This window comes from Bacillus tuaregi, from assembly GCF_900104575.1.
Lineage (GTDB): Bacteria > Bacillota > Bacilli > Bacillales > Cytobacillaceae > Bacillus_BD > Bacillus_BD tuaregi.
Window position 1 is genome coordinate 3,414,891 of sequence record NZ_LT629731.1, and the last position, 15,378, is coordinate 3,430,268.

Here is a 15,378-nt window from a genome sequence, read left to right on the forward strand (position 1 = left end):
TTATTATAGTAAGGTAACTATAAATTGTCAATAGCAGACAGGGGAAATTTCATTAAGAAAGTTTTCCCCTATCGATTATTACGATAGAGGGAAAACTTGCCTAAGCTCAGTTATTTCACCATTATCAAGATCATAAACATTAAGCTCAAAGGCATTTTCAAGAATCTCAACAATGACATAGGTTCTTTCTCGTCTGCCCCGTGGCAGCCTGATACTGCCGGGATTAAGATAAAGAGTCCCATTGACCATTTCAGCCCCAAGATAATGAGAATGACCGAAGCAAGCAATATCTGCCTCTAACTCCTTTGCCCGGTATGAAAGCTTCATTAAATCTGATTTAACTGAGTATCGATGTCCGTGTGTTATAAAGAACTTACGGTTACCAATCTCTTTAGTAATATCCTCAGGATATTCATTATAAAAATCACAATTTCCCCTAACAGTCACAAACTCACTTATCGCTGGATGATCCGGCGATAATTCTGAATCTCCACAATGAATGAAGTACCTTACCTCATGTCCATGGATCTCCTTCAATTTCTCAAGCTCCGCTGTCATCCCGTGACTATCACTAACAATCAGTACCTTCATTACTCGTTCTCCTTTAAAAACATTTGCGCCAATTGGCCCTCCAATTTCTGTAACGCTTTTGCACGATGGCTGATTTGATTTTTCTCATGTGGCAAAAGCTCGGCCATCGCTTTATTCAATTCTGTTACAGAAAAGATGGAATCATAGCCAAACCCATTCGTTCCTCTTCTCTCAAATAGAATAGAGCCCTCACATTTCCCGCTTACTGTGACTGTCTCCCTCCCAGGCATAGCGAACGCTAATGCGCAATAGAATCTTGCTGAACGGTTAGGTTCTTCTACATCCTTCAGTTCATTTAATACTTTATCATTATTTGCCTCATCATTTTTTTCTTCACCAGCATAACGTGCCGAGTAAATTCCTGGTCTACCGTCAAGCGCATCCACCATCAATCCTGAATCGTCTGCAATGACCATTTGGTTTAGTTGCTTACACACTGTCTCAGCCTTTAGTACAGCATTCTCTTCAAATGTACGACCGGTTTCTTCTATGTCTTCTATGTCAGGATAGTCAAGCAGTGTTTTCACTTCTATCCCATATGGCTTAAACATCCTGCTAAACTCTTTCGCTTTTCCAGAATTCTTCGTTGCAATGATTACTTTCTTCATGTTTGTAGCCCACCTTTTATATGCGCGGTTAAGCGCTCGACATTATACATACGGAATAAGAGTCGGCAGCTATGCCCACTCTTTTCCACTATTACTATATAGTATATCAAAAAAATCTTTAGAAGCTACCTGTATTTACATTTTCTGGTCGTGTAACAGGCTCTGTCAGCTTTTTACCATCCTCATTGACTAACTCCGCTTCTCCATTTACGGTTACGACAACACTATCAATTCCATTTTGCTCTGTCAGAGTAAGGACAAGGGAATCCAACACATTTTGAGATATCATCTTTTTATCAAAGCTGCCAAAAATCGATTCATTAAAATTAAGTGTAACCTTCCCATTCTCCACCTTTGGTTCAGCTAATAACTCGACATCCGAATTGAATTCATTTAATAAATTAGAAGCAACACTCGGACCCTTTACTAATTCATTTATGGCTGCATCGATGTTATTCTCCATTTTATTGCTTACACGCTTTGTTACCGGAACAAAGTAATAGGAATCCTCTTCACCACCAATATAATAGACCGTTATAGGCTTTGTATTCGTAATATCAGCGACCTGAGATGTATCAATATTAATCCCGTCTTTTCTTGTTAATTCGTCACCTATTGGCGTACTATTAACAGGCATTTCCTCAAGCGGATGACCATTTATTTGCAGCTTTACTTGTTCAATAGAATCAAACTGCGTTAACGTCCATGTAATGGATTGGAGGATTTTCAGCTCATCCTCTGCCTGATAGTTTTTAAATTCATTAGAAAAATCAACCGTGGCTACTTTATCCTTTACATTCACGCTAAACTTCGTATCATCAGGAATAACCGCTCGGAATCCATTTGGTAATATTTCAGTCACAGGACCGTTTTTCACTAGGTATTCGAGAGCCTGTGCAGCTACTGACTCTGTTTTAGGAAGGTCTATTGTTTGCGGTACGACATAACCGTTTTTATCAACTAAATAAAGCTCTGTTTTTATCGTTTCACTGGCCTCAGCTTCCTGATCCTTGTCTACAGCTTCCTGTTCAGTTTTAGCGGCTTTTTCCTCCATTTCCGCCTCTTCCTCTGTATATGTAACTTCTTTTGGCGGATCAATTTGTTTCTCTTCCTTCATTCCTAAGAGTCCACAGCCCGAGAGCAGGAAGCCCACAGCAACTACAGTTACTAAAGCCCTTTTATATTTAGATTTTGACATCAATATCCCTCCAAAGACAGTTTGTACTACATGTATACGAGCTGTTTTTATAAATTAGACCGTCTTTTACGAGAAAATATTCTGCATGGTCTAAAGCAAACCATTCCAGGATTTCGATAAAAAAAACCAAAAAAAGAACCTCATTTTTTCTGAGGTTCCAGCTCTAACTCAATATGAAATACATTTGTAATTGCTTTGTCCAACCAGTCTGAAGCGATTTTAGCGAAAATTGTTTTCGAGCCTGTTGTATAATACGTATGAATTGGCTCAACTCCCTCGGTATTCAATAGTCCGCTATGGTGAAGGATTGTGCTCACTTCACTCGCTGTTTCTTCGCCTGAGCTTATGACATTCACCTTACTGCCCATCACGTTTTGTATAACAGGCTCCAATAGAGGGTAATGCGTACAGCCTAAAATAAGGGTATCAAGCCCTTTATGCTTTAACGACCGCAGTGTTTCTGCAACGATTTTCTTCGCTACAGCACCGCTATATTCTCCGCTCTCAACTAAAGGAACAAACTTTGGACAGGCAAGTGACGTGACTTTTGTTCTTTTATTGATCTGCCTAAGGGCCTTTTCATATGCCGCACTTTTGATGGTTCCTTCTGTCCCAATTACGCCAATCCGGTTATTTTTCGTTGCCTTTATCGCTGCCCTAGCACCTGGATGGATGACTCCAAGCACCGGTATCGACAGCTCTTCTCTAATTTCCTCCAACACAACAGCCGTTGCCGTATTACAAGCAATCACAAGCATTTTAATATTCTTATTTACTAAGAATCTTGTCATTTGCCATGTAAAGGCTTTTACCTCCTCAGCCGACCTCGGTCCATATGGGCAGCGCGCTGTGTCACCTACATATATAATTTGTTCATTTGGAAGCTGACGCATAATTTCCTTTGCCACTGTCAGCCCGCCAACACCTGAATCAATAACTCCTATTGGATGTTTCAAATCTACCGCCTCATTCTTATCGCATATCATGGTGTAATCTCATTAAATTATTTTGTATTTGAACTAAATCTTCCTGTGAATATTCTTTAAAAAGCTCCATTAAATAAACCTGTCGTTTTTTTATGACCTCATCAATTAACTTTTTCCCTTCCAGAAGAAGATGTACCCGGACAACACGGCGGTCATTCTCATCCCGGACTCTTTTGACTAGGTCGTTTTTTTCCAATCTGTCAATTAGATCCGTTGTCGTACTGAAGGCTAAATACATTTTAGTCGACAGCTCGCCAATCGTCATATCACCTTCATCAAATAGCCATTGTAGCGCAATAAATTGAGGCAACGTAATCGAATAATCGTTCAATAGCTCGCGTCCCTTTTGCTTTATGATCCCGGAAATATACCGAAGATCTTTTTCGATATTGGCCACAACATTACGATAATCATTTACATCAAATTCCATTATATTTTGGACAACTCCTATGCGTTCGTTGAACATTTCTGAATGGCTGTTTTTATTTTCTATCACTTTATTTTAAAATTCAAGCAGAAATACGCAGTAAGTACACTAACTATGTAATTTTCATTCATAAGTAAGACTTCTAGCTCATTGATATAGGAAAGAAATCCTATAAATGTATTAACCGGTATCCTCAAGTGAGGATACCGGTTAAATTTCAAAGCTTTAGCTCTCCCATACGAAGGAGCTCTATTACAGCTTGAGAACGCCCCTTTACACCTAATTTTTGCATGGCATTTGAGATGTGATTTCGAACTGTTTTCTCGCTTATAAATAATTCTCCCGCGATTTCTTTTGTTGTTTTATCTTGTACTAACAGCTCGAATACTTCTCTTTCTCGTTTGGTGAGTAACGGCTTGTGTGTGTATTCATTCTCCTTCAAGTATTGTAACCCTCCTTGCCTTCGCCAGCTTTGAACTGCGGGATGGGTATATATTTAGTCACCATATCATATGTCTGTGAAAGTGCTGGAGTGACAATATTTCTTGAGTGAAAGTCATAAATAAATTTGTCGTGCATAAAAAATTTTGACATTTGTATAACGATTACCATTTATGACTATTATTTGATTTATTCAGAACACCCTATTATATGAAATCCAACATAAAAAGATTAGAGCAAATTCGCCTGTCGTTTTTCTTTTGTCTTTGAATCCCTTCTTATCATACATCCTGTTCAATGGTAAAATAGAGAATATTAACTATAAAAAAAAGGTGATATGGAATGTTAGTAAAGGCTAAGGATTTATTACATGAATATTTTGGGTATGATTCATTTCGAAATGGTCAGAAGGAAATTATTGAAAATATCCTAGCAGAAAAAAATACGCTTGGTATTTTACCAACAGGTGGAGGAAAGTCACTTTGTTTTCAAATTCCTGCATTGCTCTTCTCCGGAACAACCATTGTTATTTCCCCGCTTATTTCACTTATGAAAGATCAAGTCGATTCTCTCTCTAGTGCAGAAATTCCAGCAACATTTATTAATAGCTCTCTTACTGCCCAGGAACATACTGAACGGATTTCTCTCATCCGTCAAGGAGCATATAAGCTTGTCTATGTGGCACCGGAGCGGTTTGAATCAGGACAATTTATAGATTTACTTAACAGCATCGATATCCCCTTAATCGCTTTTGATGAGGCTCACTGTATCTCACAATGGGGACATGATTTCAGACCAAGCTATCGTTCAATTATCTCATCCTTAAGCAAATTAAAGCATCATCCGGTTATCGTTGCTTTGACAGCAACAGCAACAGAAAATGTCGCAGAGGAAATCCGTACGCTACTAAATATCGATTACACCGATACATTTAAGACAGGCTTTGCCCGTGAAAATCTTGCTTTTAATGTCATAAAAGGAATCAATAAAAGAGACTATGTTGTTTCATATATAAAACAGCATCAACAGCAATCCGGCATAATTTACACAGCTAGCAGAAAAGAAAGCGATCAGCTTCATCATTACTTAACACAGCACGGTTTTTCTGTTGCAAAATACCATGCCGGTCTCAGCGAAAAAGAGCGAAAGCTAGCACAGGATCAGTTCGTTTATGATGAAAAGGATATCATGATAGCAACTAATGCATTTGGAATGGGCATCGACAAATCCAATGTCCGGTATGTTATCCATTACAATCTGCCTAAAAATATTGAAGCCTATTATCAGGAAGCAGGTCGTGCCGGGCGAGACAGTGAGGAGAGCGAATGCCTCCTTCTATTTTCACCGCAGGATATCCAATTACAGAAGTTTCTCATCGAGGAAAGTCATCTTGACTTTGTAAAGCGTGAGCAGGAATACCACAAGCTAAATCAAATGGTCATGTACTGCCATACAGGGGAATGTCTCCAATCCTATATTATTCAATATTTTGACCAAACCAGTCATCCCAATAACTGTGGAAAATGCTCAAGCTGTCAGGATCGACGTGAAAAGGTTGATATTACCCGTGAAGCGCAAATGGTTTTCTCCTGCTGCAAGCGGATGGGAGAGAGATTCGGGGTTACACTAATTGCCCAGGTCTTAAAGGGATCAAGCCAGAAACGGATCAAGGAACTGGGCTTTCAAGAGCTATCCACCTACGGTTTATTACGAGCCCAATCAGAAAAGGACATCGTCAACACCATCAATTATTTACTTGCAGAAGGATATCTTCTCCTAACAGATGGTAAATATCCAGTTGTAAAGGTAACGCAAAAGGCCGTCCCTGTCTTAAAGGGGCAGGAAACCGTTATGATGCGAAAAACAGTGGTGGTTGAGCACAAGCAGGAAAACGAAGAAAATAAGGATTTATTCGAAGTTCTGCGCGTGCTACGTAAAGAGCTGGCAGATCAGGAACGCATCCCACCATTTGTCATTTTTGCTGATAGTACTTTAAGGGAAATGAGCACCTACTATCCAACAAATGAAGATACTATGCTGAGGATAAAAGGCGTCGGACAAACAAAGTTTACCAAATACGGACAAGCATTCATCAACAAAATAGAAGAATTTGTGCAGGAGAATGATATTTCAACGGTTAACTTTCAACCAGTACAGAAGGAAGTGTCCACATCGGTAGAGCCGCACGAGGAGCCTAGCCATATTCTATCCTACCAACTATATAGACAGGGGAAAACAATCAAAGACATTGCGAAAGAGCGGAAATTAACGAGCATCACCGTGCAAAAACATATCATCCGTAGCATTCAGGAAGGCAATGAAGTCAACTGGGAGGAGCTGTTTGATTCTGATACTGAAAAGCGGGTAATAGCAGCCATAGAGTCAGTTGGAGGTGAAAAGCTAAAACCTATTTGGGAAGAGTTAAACGGCGAGGTTGATTATTTTATTATTCAAGCCGTTATGTGTAAAAGGATTTAGGAGTTAGTTTGTTTGTTGGTTAGGAAAAGCAAAAAACTAACCCACTTTCAACCCTAAAGAAAAAGCCCGCTATTTGCGGGCTTTTTCTTTTAATCAAACTGTATCACTGCCAAAGAAATTTTTAAATGATTGGATTGCTGTATCTCTATTAAGAGCTGCAATGGATGTTGTTAAAGGAATACCTTTTGGACAAGACTGAACACAGTTTTGTGAGTTTCCACAGTTAGCCAAGCCTCCATCACCCATGATCTCCTCTAGACGTTCTGCTTTATTCATTGCACCAGTCGGATGCGCATTGAATAAGCGAACCTGTGATAGCGGAGCTGGTCCGATAAAGTTTGATTTAGCATTTACGTTTGGACATGCTTCTAGACATACACCACATGTCATACATTTTGAAAGCTCATATGCCCATTGACGTTTTTTCTCTGGCATACGTGGTCCAGGCCCTAAATCATATGTTCCATCAATTGGAATCCACGCTTTAACCTTTTTCAAAGCGTTAAACATACGGCTACGATCAACCTGAAGGTCACGAATAACCGGGAATGTACTCATTGGCTCCAGACGAATCGGCTGCTCAAGCTGGTCAACAATGGCAGAGCAGGATTGACGCGGCTTGCCGTTAATAATCATCGAGCAGGCGCCACAAACTTCCTCTAAGCAGTTCATTTCCCAAATAACAGGTGTTGTTTTTTCCCCTTTTTTATTTACAGGATTCCGGCGAATCTCCATTAATGCTGCAATAACGTTTAAATTCGGACGATACGGTACCTCAAACTCCTCTTGATAAGGATCTGAATTCATATCATCTTGACGGGTGATAATAAATGTAACGGTCTTTTTTTCAGACATCCCTATTTCCCCTCTTTTTTGATTTTTTCATTCTTGTTAGACACTTTTAGTGACTGCTCTTCGTATAGTCTCTCTTACGAGGCTTAATTAGTGATACATCCACCTCTTCATAATGGAACTGAGGTGCTGATTTACTATCAACAAATTTAGCCATTGTGGTTTTCAAGAAGTCCTCATCATTACGATCAGGGAATTCAGGCTTGTAGTGCGCACCGCGGCTTTCATTACGATTATAAGCTCCAAGCGTAATCACACGTGCAAGCTGCAGCATATGCTCTAGCTGGCGAGTAAATGCAGCCCCTTGGTTGCTCCATTTAGCCGTATCGTTAATATTGATATTTTGATAACGTTCAATAAGCTCTTGAAGCTTTTCATCTGTTTGAAGAAGCTTGTCGTTGTAACGAACAACCGTAACATTTGCTGTCATCCATTCTCCTAATTCTTTATGGAGAACATATGCATTTTCGGTTCCATTCATAGTCATGATGTTGTTCCATTTTGCTTCTTCCTGCTTCACATAGCCATCATATAATGAAGAGGCAACAGCATCTGAGCTCTTTTCAAGTCCGTTAATGTAGCGAACTGCGTTAGGACCCGCAACCATTCCGCCATAGATAGCAGACAGTAAAGAGTTAGCGCCTAAACGGTTCGCACCGTGCATAGAATAATCACATTCACCGGCAGCAAAAAGACCAGGAATATTTGTCATTTGATCATAGTCAACCCATAATCCACCCATTGAATAGTGAACAGCAGGGAAGATTTTCATTGGTAGCTTACGTGGGTCATCACCTGTAAATTTCTCATAGATTTCGATGATACCGCCTAATTTAATATCAAGCTCATGCGGATCCTTATGAGAAAGATCCAAATACACCATGTTCTCGCCATTAATACCAAGCTTTTGATTAATACACACATCGAAAATCTCACGTGTTGCAATATCCCTTGGCACAAGGTTTCCGTATGCCGGATATTTTTCTTCTAGGAAGTACCAAGGCTTACCGTCTTTGTAAGTCCAGATACGACCGCCTTCTCCACGAGCAGATTCACTCATGAGACGAAGCTTGTCATCCCCAGGAATGGCAGTAGGGTGAATTTGAATCATTTCACCATTTGAATAGTATACACCCTGCTGGTAGGCAATCGCTGCCGCAGATCCAGTATTAATGACAGAGTTTGTTGATTTACCAAAGATAATTCCAGGTCCGCCAGTAGCTAAAATAACGGCGTCTGCAGAAAATGATTTAATTTCCATTGATTTAAGGTCTTGTGCCACAATACCGCGGCAAACGCCTTCATCATCAACAACAATGCTTAATAATTCCCAGCCTTCATACTTTGTAACCAATCCGGCTACTTCATGGCTTCTCACTTGCTCGTCCAGCGCATATAGTAGCTGCTGTCCAGTCGTTGCACCAGCAAAGGCTGTTCTATGGTGCTGCGTTCCACCAAAGCGACGGAAATCTAGTAAGCCTTCAGGAGTACGATTAAACATAACTCCCATACGGTCAAATAAGTGAATAATTCCCGGTGCAGCCTCAGCCATTGCTTTAACTGGTGGCTGGTTCGCTAAGAAGTCTCCACCGTATACAGTGTCATCAAAGTGCACCATTGGTGAGTCTCCCTCACCCTTTGTATTAACCGCTCCATTAATACCGCCTTGGGCACAAACAGAGTGAGAGCGTTTTACCGGTACAAGTGAAAACAGTTCAACTGCTGTTCCCGATTCTGCAATTTTTGTTGTCGCCATTAGACCTGCAAGTCCTCCGCCGACTACGATAACTTTCCCTTTCGACATTCGAAGCTCACTCCAATCATTGTACGTTCATTGTTTCAATCAATCTATTAAACTGTAATTAATCTTATCTATTAAACAAACGCTAGTATAGCGCGTACGCCAACAATCGACAGCGCAACAAAAATAGCCATTGTTACATAAGTGGAAATCTGCTGTGATCTTGGTGTCATTGTAATACCCCAGCTTACGAAGAATGACCATAAACCGTTTGCAAAATGGAAGATTGCAGAAATAATTCCGATTAGGTAGAACGTTAACATTAATGGATTATCTACAATATTCTCCATCATTTGGAAGTTAACCTCTGTTCCAAGTGCTGCAGCAATTCTAGTTTCCCATACATGCCAAACCACGAAGATTAACGTAATAACACCAGTAACACGTTGTAGCAGGAACATCCAATTTCGGAAAAAGGTGTATCTGCTTGTGTTATTTTTTGCCGTGAAGGCGATATAGATTCCATAAATCGCATGGTATAATAACGGTAAGAAAATAACAAATATCTCTAAAAAGATCTTGAACGGAAGGTTCTCCATAAAGTGCGTTGCACTATTATATGCCTCCTCTCCCTTTGTAGCAAAGTGATTCACAACAAGATGCATGATTAGGAATAATCCTACCGGTATAACACCTAGTAATGAATGCAATCTGCGATTAAAAAACTCTCGATTTCCAGCCATTGCATTTTACCCCCTTATTTTTTTGAAAAGTGTTCCTGGCTTTTCTGCTTTCTCCCCGCTTGATTTGAGCAAACGCTCAACGTCGGAAAAGTAAATAGTTTATTTTCTTACAATTGTGTGACAACTTCATTTTACTCTCTAGTGAAATCTAGGTCAAGAAACGAGTTACATAATTATCGGAATTACTACATTTTTTTTAAAAAATTCAATCTTATTACAAATTTTCCTTATAAAGCATGCTACTACTTGGGCAATTTTGTAGAATTTTGCTTAAATTTACAGAAGAAACTATTATTTCCATTTATCTTTTTTCGTGACAGCTGCTTAATCAAATTGAAAATTGTATATAATAGAATCATAGAAAGAGGGGAGAATATTGAGTAAAAATACTGCTACAGAGGTGCATCAGGAGGTCACGATTGAGGAGACCGTTCCTGCTTTTGGTTATGAACTAATCAGAGAAGTGTTACTACCTGAAATATTAGGAGATGACACCCCTGAGATTTTATATTGGGCTGGTAAAAAGCTGGCTCGTAAATTCCCGCTTTCCAGTCTCGAGGAGATCATTGACTTTTTCCATCAAGCAGGCTGGGGACACTTAACCATCCTTAAGGAATCAAAAAATGAACTTGAATTAGAACTATCCAGTTCAATCATTCTAAATCGGATGCAAGATAAAAAATCGCGAGATTCACATCATTTTCAGCTTGAGGCCGGATTTTTGGCAGAACAATTGGAAATGCAAAAGCAGGTCATTTCAGAAGCTTTTGAACATCCGCGAAAAAAATCTGCTAAAGTTCACTTTACCATTAAATGGGATAAAAAGGACATCGTTTCATAAAAAACGAAATTCCTCCATCAGCAAGTTTAGGATCCATGCTGGTGGAGGTTTTTTTATGCATTTACAATGGTTAACAACCAGATTATTCCTGGAGCTTTTCAAGTATTGATTTTGCAATATTTTGCGGGATACCAGCACCTGTAATTTCTTCAAGTGATGCTTCCTTTAATTTCTTTACGGAGCCAAAGCTTTTTAATAGTTGTTTTTTTCGTTTCTCTCCTATGCCGGGGATATCATCAAGGATGGATTGAAATGCATTTTTCCCCCTTAATTGACGATGGAAGGTGATGGCAAAACGATGCACCTCGTCCTGTATTCGCTGTAATAAATAAAACTCTTGGCTATTTCTTGCCAGCTCGATTACTTCCAAGGGGCTCCCATATAATAGCTGGGACGTCCGATGCTTCTCATCCTTTGCCAGACCAGCAATGGGTATCTCCAACCCCAGTTCATTTTCCAATACATCCCTCACAGCCTCTATATGTCCTTTTCCCCCATCAATAAGGATTAAATCAGGTAATGGCAATTCTTCCTTTAAGACGCGGCTATATCTTCTCCGGACAACCTCCCGCATGGATTCATAATCATCCGGTCCCTTTACTGTCTTGATTTTATATTTGCGATACTCCCTTTTATCCGGTTTTCCGTCAATAAAGACAATCATCGCAGAAACAGGGTTTGTGCCTTGAATATTGGAATTATCGAAGGCTTCAATTCGATGGGGAGTATAGATTCCCATTGCCTCCCCAAGCCTATCGATAGCATGAATGGTCCGTTCTTCGTCACGTTCAATTAACGAGAACTTTTCAGATAAAGCTATTTTGGCATTTTTACAGGCCAGTTTAACTAGCTCCTTCTTTTGCCCTCTTTGCGGACGCAATACCTTTACTTGTAATAGCTCCTCAGCCAAATCAGCGGAAACGGTATCTGGCACAAGTATTTCCTTTGGTTTAAAATGATTGTCCTTCGTATAGAATTGTCCTAGAAAGGTCAGCATTTCTTCTTCAGCTTCATTATACAGCGGAAACATTGATACATCTCGTTCAATTAATTTCCCCTGTCTAATAAAGAATACTTGGACACACATCCAGCCTTTATCGACAGAGTATCCAAAGACATCTCGGTCGGTAAAGTCCGTTGTAGTCATTTTCTGTTTTTCCATGGTTGCTTCAATATGTGCAATCCGATCTCTGTATTCCTTTGCTCGCTCAAAATCGAGCTCCTCTGCTGCCTCCGTCATTTTTACGGTTAATTCTTGTTTGATTTCTTTATAGCCACCATTTAAAAAACGAGTAATTTCATCTGTTATTCGCCTGTATTCCTCTTCATTTACTTGATTTACACAAGGGGCCAGACACTGATCTAGATGATAATACAAGCAGACGCGATCAGGGAGCGTTGAACATTTACGCAATGGATAAATGCGATCAAGCAATTTTTTCGTCTCGTTGGCAGAATGCACATTGGGATAGGGACCGAAATATTTTCCTTTATCCTTTTTTACTTTTCTTGTTGTAATCAGTCTTGGGTGTCTTTCTGATGTTAGCTTAATAAAAGGATAGCTTTTATCATCCTTCAGCATAATATTGTATTTAGGATCATATTTCTTAATTAAGTTGATTTCAAGCACTAATGCCTCGATATCAGAAGACGTTACGATATATTCAAAATCCTCAATTTCATTGACTAGTCTTAATGTTTTTCCATCATGGGAACCCGTGAAATAGGACCGCACACGATTTTTTAGAATCTTTGCTTTCCCTACGTAAATAATCGTCCCTTGACGGTCTTTCATTAAATAACAACCAGGTTGTTCTGGGAGCAGTGTTAGCTTATTCTTGATTGTTTCGTTCATCCGGTTCCCTCCTTTTTCAATTCTTCATTCATTTTATAGGTTGTAGGGATGCTTGGGCAACAAAGAAAGAGAAGAAAAGGTTAATAAAAGTAAAAAACCCGCTAACAAAGGGTTAACGGGTAATCTCTATATTTTGCTGCTTTTATTAAAATTGCTGCTGTAAACGCTCAGAAAGTGCTTCTTTCGGCTGGAAGCCAACCACTTTATCAACTACTTCGCCATCTTTAAGGACAAGTAAAGTTGGAATGCTCATAACACCGAATTTTGCAGCCGTTTCTTGGTTTTCATCCACGTCTACTTTAACGATTTTCACTTTCTCGCCGATTTCAGAATCCAGATCCTCTAAAACTGGTGCAATCATCTTACAAGGTCCGCACCAAGGTGCCCAGAAATCGACAAGAACTAAACCAGAACCAGTTTCATTTGCAAACGTTTGATCAGTTGCATGTGTAATAGCCATTTTAACAATTTCCTCCTCGAATATCTTCAAATTCATTGAAAGTATATCACCGTTACATTCAACATGCTAACAATTTGCTCCATCGGTGGTAGTATATCCAAAAAATATTGGTCTAAAACAAAAAACGAACGGTTTGATGCATCAATCCGTTCGTTTCTTCCTGTGTTCTACTTGATGAGCTATGTCCTTGAAAGCAGGATTCTAAATTCTGCAGTCAGCATTGGCACAACTTCGAATAAATCACCAACAATGCCGTAATCTGCTACATTAAAAATATTTGCTTCTGGATCCTTATTAATCGCAACGATTACTTTTGAATTAGACATGCCGGCTAAATGCTGGATAGCCCCAGATATCCCGCAGGCAATGTATAAATCTGGCGTAACAACTTTTCCAGTCTGACCAATCTGCAGGGAATAATCACAATAATCTGCATCACAGGCACCACGGGAAGCTCCGACGGCACCACCTAATACGTGAGCTAATTCTTTTAACGGTTCAAATCCATCTTTACTTTTCACACCTCGTCCTCCGGCTACAACGACCTTTGCTTCAGATAGGTCTACTCCTGTACTTGCTTTCCGAACAATATCTTTGATTATGGAACGCAGGTCTTTAATATCAACCTTTAAGGCGGAGATGCTACCCGTTCTAGATTCATCCTTCTCCAACGGTGAAACATTGTTTGGACGTATCGTAGCAAAGGTTAACCCTTCCGTCATGATTTTCTTTTCGAAGGCTTTCCCAGAATAAATCGGACGGTTGAAAATAATTTTTCCGCCATCCTCCTCTATTGCTGTAACATCTGAGATTAAACCAGAGTCCAATTTCGCTGCCAGCTTTGGTGCCAAATCCTTTCCTAACGCTGTATGACCGATAATTATACCATCCGGACTAACAGCTTGAATCACAGCTAAGAGAGCTTGGGTGTATCCATCTGGTGTATATTGAGATAATTTCTCATGTTCAACTATTACGACACGGTCTGCTCCATGGTGTATGAATTCATTTCCAAAACCATTGATAGTATGTCCAACAAGAACACCAATGACTTCGCCGCCCTGTGCCAAGCTTTTGGCCGCTGCTACTGCTTCAAACGATACATTTCGGAGGGAACCCTCACGAACTTCTCCAAGCACAAGAATCTTTTTAGGCATAAGTATCAACACCTCCAAGGTTCAATTTATCCACGTCATCAAATTCGCCCCGTCGAATTTGCGTCCGGATTTTTATCGAGCTCGATAAACTACCTTAAAAAAATCCGTGACATCCGCCGGAGGCTTAACTTCATTCAGCTGGGGTTTGAACCCCCACTGAATCGAAGAACCATTTGCATTCATCCCCCACTTGTAGAAGTGGAGGACTTCTGCTGAATGAAGTTAAATCACTTTCGCTTCATGATGGAGCAGCTGTACCAATTCCTTTACTTGTTGATCAAGCTCTCCCTGAAGCACCCTCCCAGCTTTTCTTTTCGGCGGAAGGAATATTTCAATTGTGTTTGTTTTAGCTTCAACCTCTTCCACCGAAAGCCCCAAGTCATCCAATTCCAGCTCAGCAAGCGGCTTTCTCTTTGCTTTCATAATGCCTGGTAATGATGGATAACGAGGCTCATTTAAACCCTGCTGAGCCGTCACTAATAATGGCAGACTCGCTTCTATCTCTTCAGAATCCCCTTCTACATCCCGTACAGCTGTAACGTGATTACCTTTTATTTCTAGCTTAGTTATCGTCGTTATATAGTTAATACCGAGTAATTCAGCCACCCTTGGCCCAACCTGACCTGACCCGCCATCAATCGCTACGTTTCCACCTATTATTAAATCAGCAGACTTATCCTTCAAATATCCCGCAATGATTTTTGCCGTTGTATATTGATCCCTATTTTCAACTGCATCTTCAATATTGATAAGAACCGCCTTATCAGCGCCCATTGCTAATGCCGTACGGAGTTGAGTAATAGCCTCTTGACCGCCTACAGAAAGAACCGTTACTTCGCCGCCTTGCTCTCCCTTCACTCGAATCGCTTCTTCGATTGCATACTCATCATAAGGATTGATGATAAATTCAGCTCCGTCTTCATTTATTCGACCGCCTGAAAGGACAATTTTCTCCTCTGTATCAAATGTTCTTTTCATCAGGACGTATATATTCATATCA

Annotated in this window: 15 protein-coding genes; 2 read left to right on the plus strand and 13 right to left on the minus strand. The window is 40.0% G+C overall.

Features of this window, described 5'->3' with window-relative positions:
• Positions 1 to 78 precede the first annotated feature (78 nt).
• The 6 genes from BQ5321_RS18845 to BQ5321_RS18870 form a co-directional block, all read right to left on the minus strand.
• Positions 79 to 591 carry a metallophosphoesterase family protein gene (locus BQ5321_RS18845; RefSeq protein WP_071395958.1) on the minus strand — a complete coding sequence of 171 codons (513 nt, stop codon included), beginning with the start codon at positions 589 to 591 and terminating at the stop codon, positions 79 to 81.
• The gene (locus tag BQ5321_RS18850) at positions 591 to 1,199 is read right to left on the minus strand and encodes an XTP/dITP diphosphatase (RefSeq protein WP_071395959.1); all 609 of its coding nucleotides are present in this window, start codon (positions 1,197 to 1,199) and stop codon (positions 591 to 593) included. Before BQ5321_RS18850 ends, BQ5321_RS18845 begins: the two co-directional genes overlap by 1 nt.
• Positions 1,200 to 1,317: 118 nt before the next feature.
• A complete protein-coding gene (locus BQ5321_RS18855; RefSeq protein ID WP_071395960.1) occupies positions 1,318 to 2,397 on the minus strand; it encodes a GerMN domain-containing protein in 1,080 nt (359 codons plus the stop codon).
• Positions 2,398 to 2,537: 140 nt separating this feature from the next.
• Positions 2,538 to 3,353, minus strand: a complete 816-nt coding sequence (gene racE, locus BQ5321_RS18860) for a glutamate racemase (RefSeq protein ID WP_071396980.1) — start codon at positions 3,351 to 3,353, stop codon at positions 2,538 to 2,540.
• A gap of 16 nt (positions 3,354 to 3,369) precedes the next feature.
• The gene (locus tag BQ5321_RS18865; RefSeq protein ID WP_071395961.1) at positions 3,370 to 3,813 is read right to left on the minus strand and encodes a MarR family winged helix-turn-helix transcriptional regulator; all 444 of its coding nucleotides are present in this window, start codon (positions 3,811 to 3,813) and stop codon (positions 3,370 to 3,372) included.
• Positions 3,814 to 4,027: 214 nt separating this feature from the next.
• Positions 4,028 to 4,252: a helix-turn-helix domain-containing protein gene (locus BQ5321_RS18870; protein ID WP_071395962.1), complete on the minus strand. Its 225-nt coding sequence runs from the start codon at positions 4,250 to 4,252 to the stop codon at positions 4,028 to 4,030.
• A gap of 341 nt (positions 4,253 to 4,593) precedes the next feature.
• Here BQ5321_RS18870 and recQ point away from each other — a divergent pair, with 341 nt between their 5' ends.
• The gene (gene recQ / locus BQ5321_RS18875) at positions 4,594 to 6,729 is read left to right on the plus strand and encodes a DNA helicase RecQ (protein ID WP_071395963.1); all 2,136 of its coding nucleotides are present in this window, start codon (positions 4,594 to 4,596) and stop codon (positions 6,727 to 6,729) included.
• Between the two features lie 93 nt (positions 6,730 to 6,822).
• On the opposite strand, the gene sdhB is transcribed toward recQ, so the two are convergent.
• From sdhB to BQ5321_RS18890, 3 genes are all read right to left on the minus strand, one after another.
• Complete coding sequence (gene sdhB, locus BQ5321_RS18880; RefSeq protein ID WP_071395964.1) at positions 6,823 to 7,584, minus strand: succinate dehydrogenase iron-sulfur subunit; 762 nt, start codon at positions 7,582 to 7,584, stop codon at positions 6,823 to 6,825.
• Between the two features lie 46 nt (positions 7,585 to 7,630).
• Entirely contained in the window at positions 7,631 to 9,385 is a 1,755-nt protein-coding gene (sdhA, locus tag BQ5321_RS18885; RefSeq protein ID WP_071395965.1) for a succinate dehydrogenase flavoprotein subunit, read from the minus strand.
• Positions 9,386 to 9,456: 71 nt separating this feature from the next.
• Positions 9,457 to 10,065, minus strand: coding sequence for a succinate dehydrogenase cytochrome b558 subunit (locus BQ5321_RS18890; RefSeq protein ID WP_071395966.1), 609 nt, complete (start codon positions 10,063 to 10,065; stop codon positions 9,457 to 9,459).
• Between the two features lie 376 nt (positions 10,066 to 10,441).
• Between BQ5321_RS18890 and BQ5321_RS18895 the strand changes: the two genes are divergently transcribed.
• Positions 10,442 to 10,906, plus strand: a complete 465-nt coding sequence (locus BQ5321_RS18895) for a YslB family protein (protein WP_084786861.1) — start codon at positions 10,442 to 10,444, stop codon at positions 10,904 to 10,906.
• A gap of 82 nt (positions 10,907 to 10,988) precedes the next feature.
• Here the strand turns inward: BQ5321_RS18895 and uvrC are convergent, their stop codons facing one another.
• The 4 genes from uvrC to BQ5321_RS18915 form a co-directional block, all read right to left on the minus strand.
• Positions 10,989 to 12,761, minus strand: a complete 1,773-nt coding sequence (gene uvrC / locus BQ5321_RS18900) for an excinuclease ABC subunit UvrC (RefSeq protein ID WP_071395967.1) — start codon at positions 12,759 to 12,761, stop codon at positions 10,989 to 10,991.
• 145 nt (positions 12,762 to 12,906) lie between these two features.
• Positions 12,907 to 13,221: a thioredoxin gene (gene trxA, locus BQ5321_RS18905; RefSeq protein ID WP_071395968.1), complete on the minus strand. Its 315-nt coding sequence runs from the start codon at positions 13,219 to 13,221 to the stop codon at positions 12,907 to 12,909.
• A gap of 179 nt (positions 13,222 to 13,400) precedes the next feature.
• Positions 13,401 to 14,378, minus strand: a complete 978-nt coding sequence (locus BQ5321_RS18910; protein WP_071395969.1) for an electron transfer flavoprotein subunit alpha/FixB family protein — start codon at positions 14,376 to 14,378, stop codon at positions 13,401 to 13,403.
• Positions 14,379 to 14,600: 222 nt separating this feature from the next.
• Entirely contained in the window at positions 14,601 to 15,374 is a 774-nt protein-coding gene (locus tag BQ5321_RS18915) for an electron transfer flavoprotein subunit beta/FixA family protein (protein WP_071395970.1), read from the minus strand.
• Positions 15,375 to 15,378: the final 4 nt, after the last annotated feature.

What these genes read in the sequence shown, in the direction of transcription:
- BQ5321_RS18865 (WP_071395961.1), bottom strand. Translation starts at nt 3,813, where the DNA reads ATGGAATTTGATGTAAATGATTATCGTAATGTTGTGGCCAATATCGAA.
- BQ5321_RS18890 (WP_071395966.1), bottom strand. Translation starts at nt 10,065, where the DNA reads ATGGCTGGAAATCGAGAGTTTTTTAATCGCAGATTGCATTCATTACTA.
- trxA (WP_071395968.1), bottom strand. Translation starts at nt 13,221, where the DNA reads ATGGCTATTACACATGCAACTGATCAAACGTTTGCAAATGAAACTGGT.
- recQ (WP_071395963.1), top strand. Translation starts at nt 4,594, where the DNA reads ATGTTAGTAAAGGCTAAGGATTTATTACATGAATATTTTGGGTATGAT.
- BQ5321_RS18915 (WP_071395970.1), bottom strand. Translation starts at nt 15,374, where the DNA reads ATGAATATATACGTCCTGATGAAAAGAACATTTGATACAGAGGAGAAA.
- BQ5321_RS18850 (WP_071395959.1), bottom strand. Translation starts at nt 1,199, where the DNA reads ATGAAGAAAGTAATCATTGCAACGAAGAATTCTGGAAAAGCGAAAGAG.
- sdhA (WP_071395965.1), bottom strand. Translation starts at nt 9,385, where the DNA reads ATGTCGAAAGGGAAAGTTATCGTAGTCGGCGGAGGACTTGCAGGTCTA.
- BQ5321_RS18845 (WP_071395958.1), bottom strand. Translation starts at nt 591, where the DNA reads ATGAAGGTACTGATTGTTAGTGATAGTCACGGGATGACAGCGGAGCTT.
- BQ5321_RS18855 (WP_071395960.1), bottom strand. Translation starts at nt 2,397, where the DNA reads ATGTCAAAATCTAAATATAAAAGGGCTTTAGTAACTGTAGTTGCTGTG.
- sdhB (WP_071395964.1), bottom strand. Translation starts at nt 7,584, where the DNA reads ATGTCTGAAAAAAAGACCGTTACATTTATTATCACCCGTCAAGATGAT.
- uvrC (WP_071395967.1), bottom strand. Translation starts at nt 12,761, where the DNA reads ATGAACGAAACAATCAAGAATAAGCTAACACTGCTCCCAGAACAACCT.
- BQ5321_RS18910 (WP_071395969.1), bottom strand. Translation starts at nt 14,378, where the DNA reads ATGCCTAAAAAGATTCTTGTGCTTGGAGAAGTTCGTGAGGGTTCCCTC.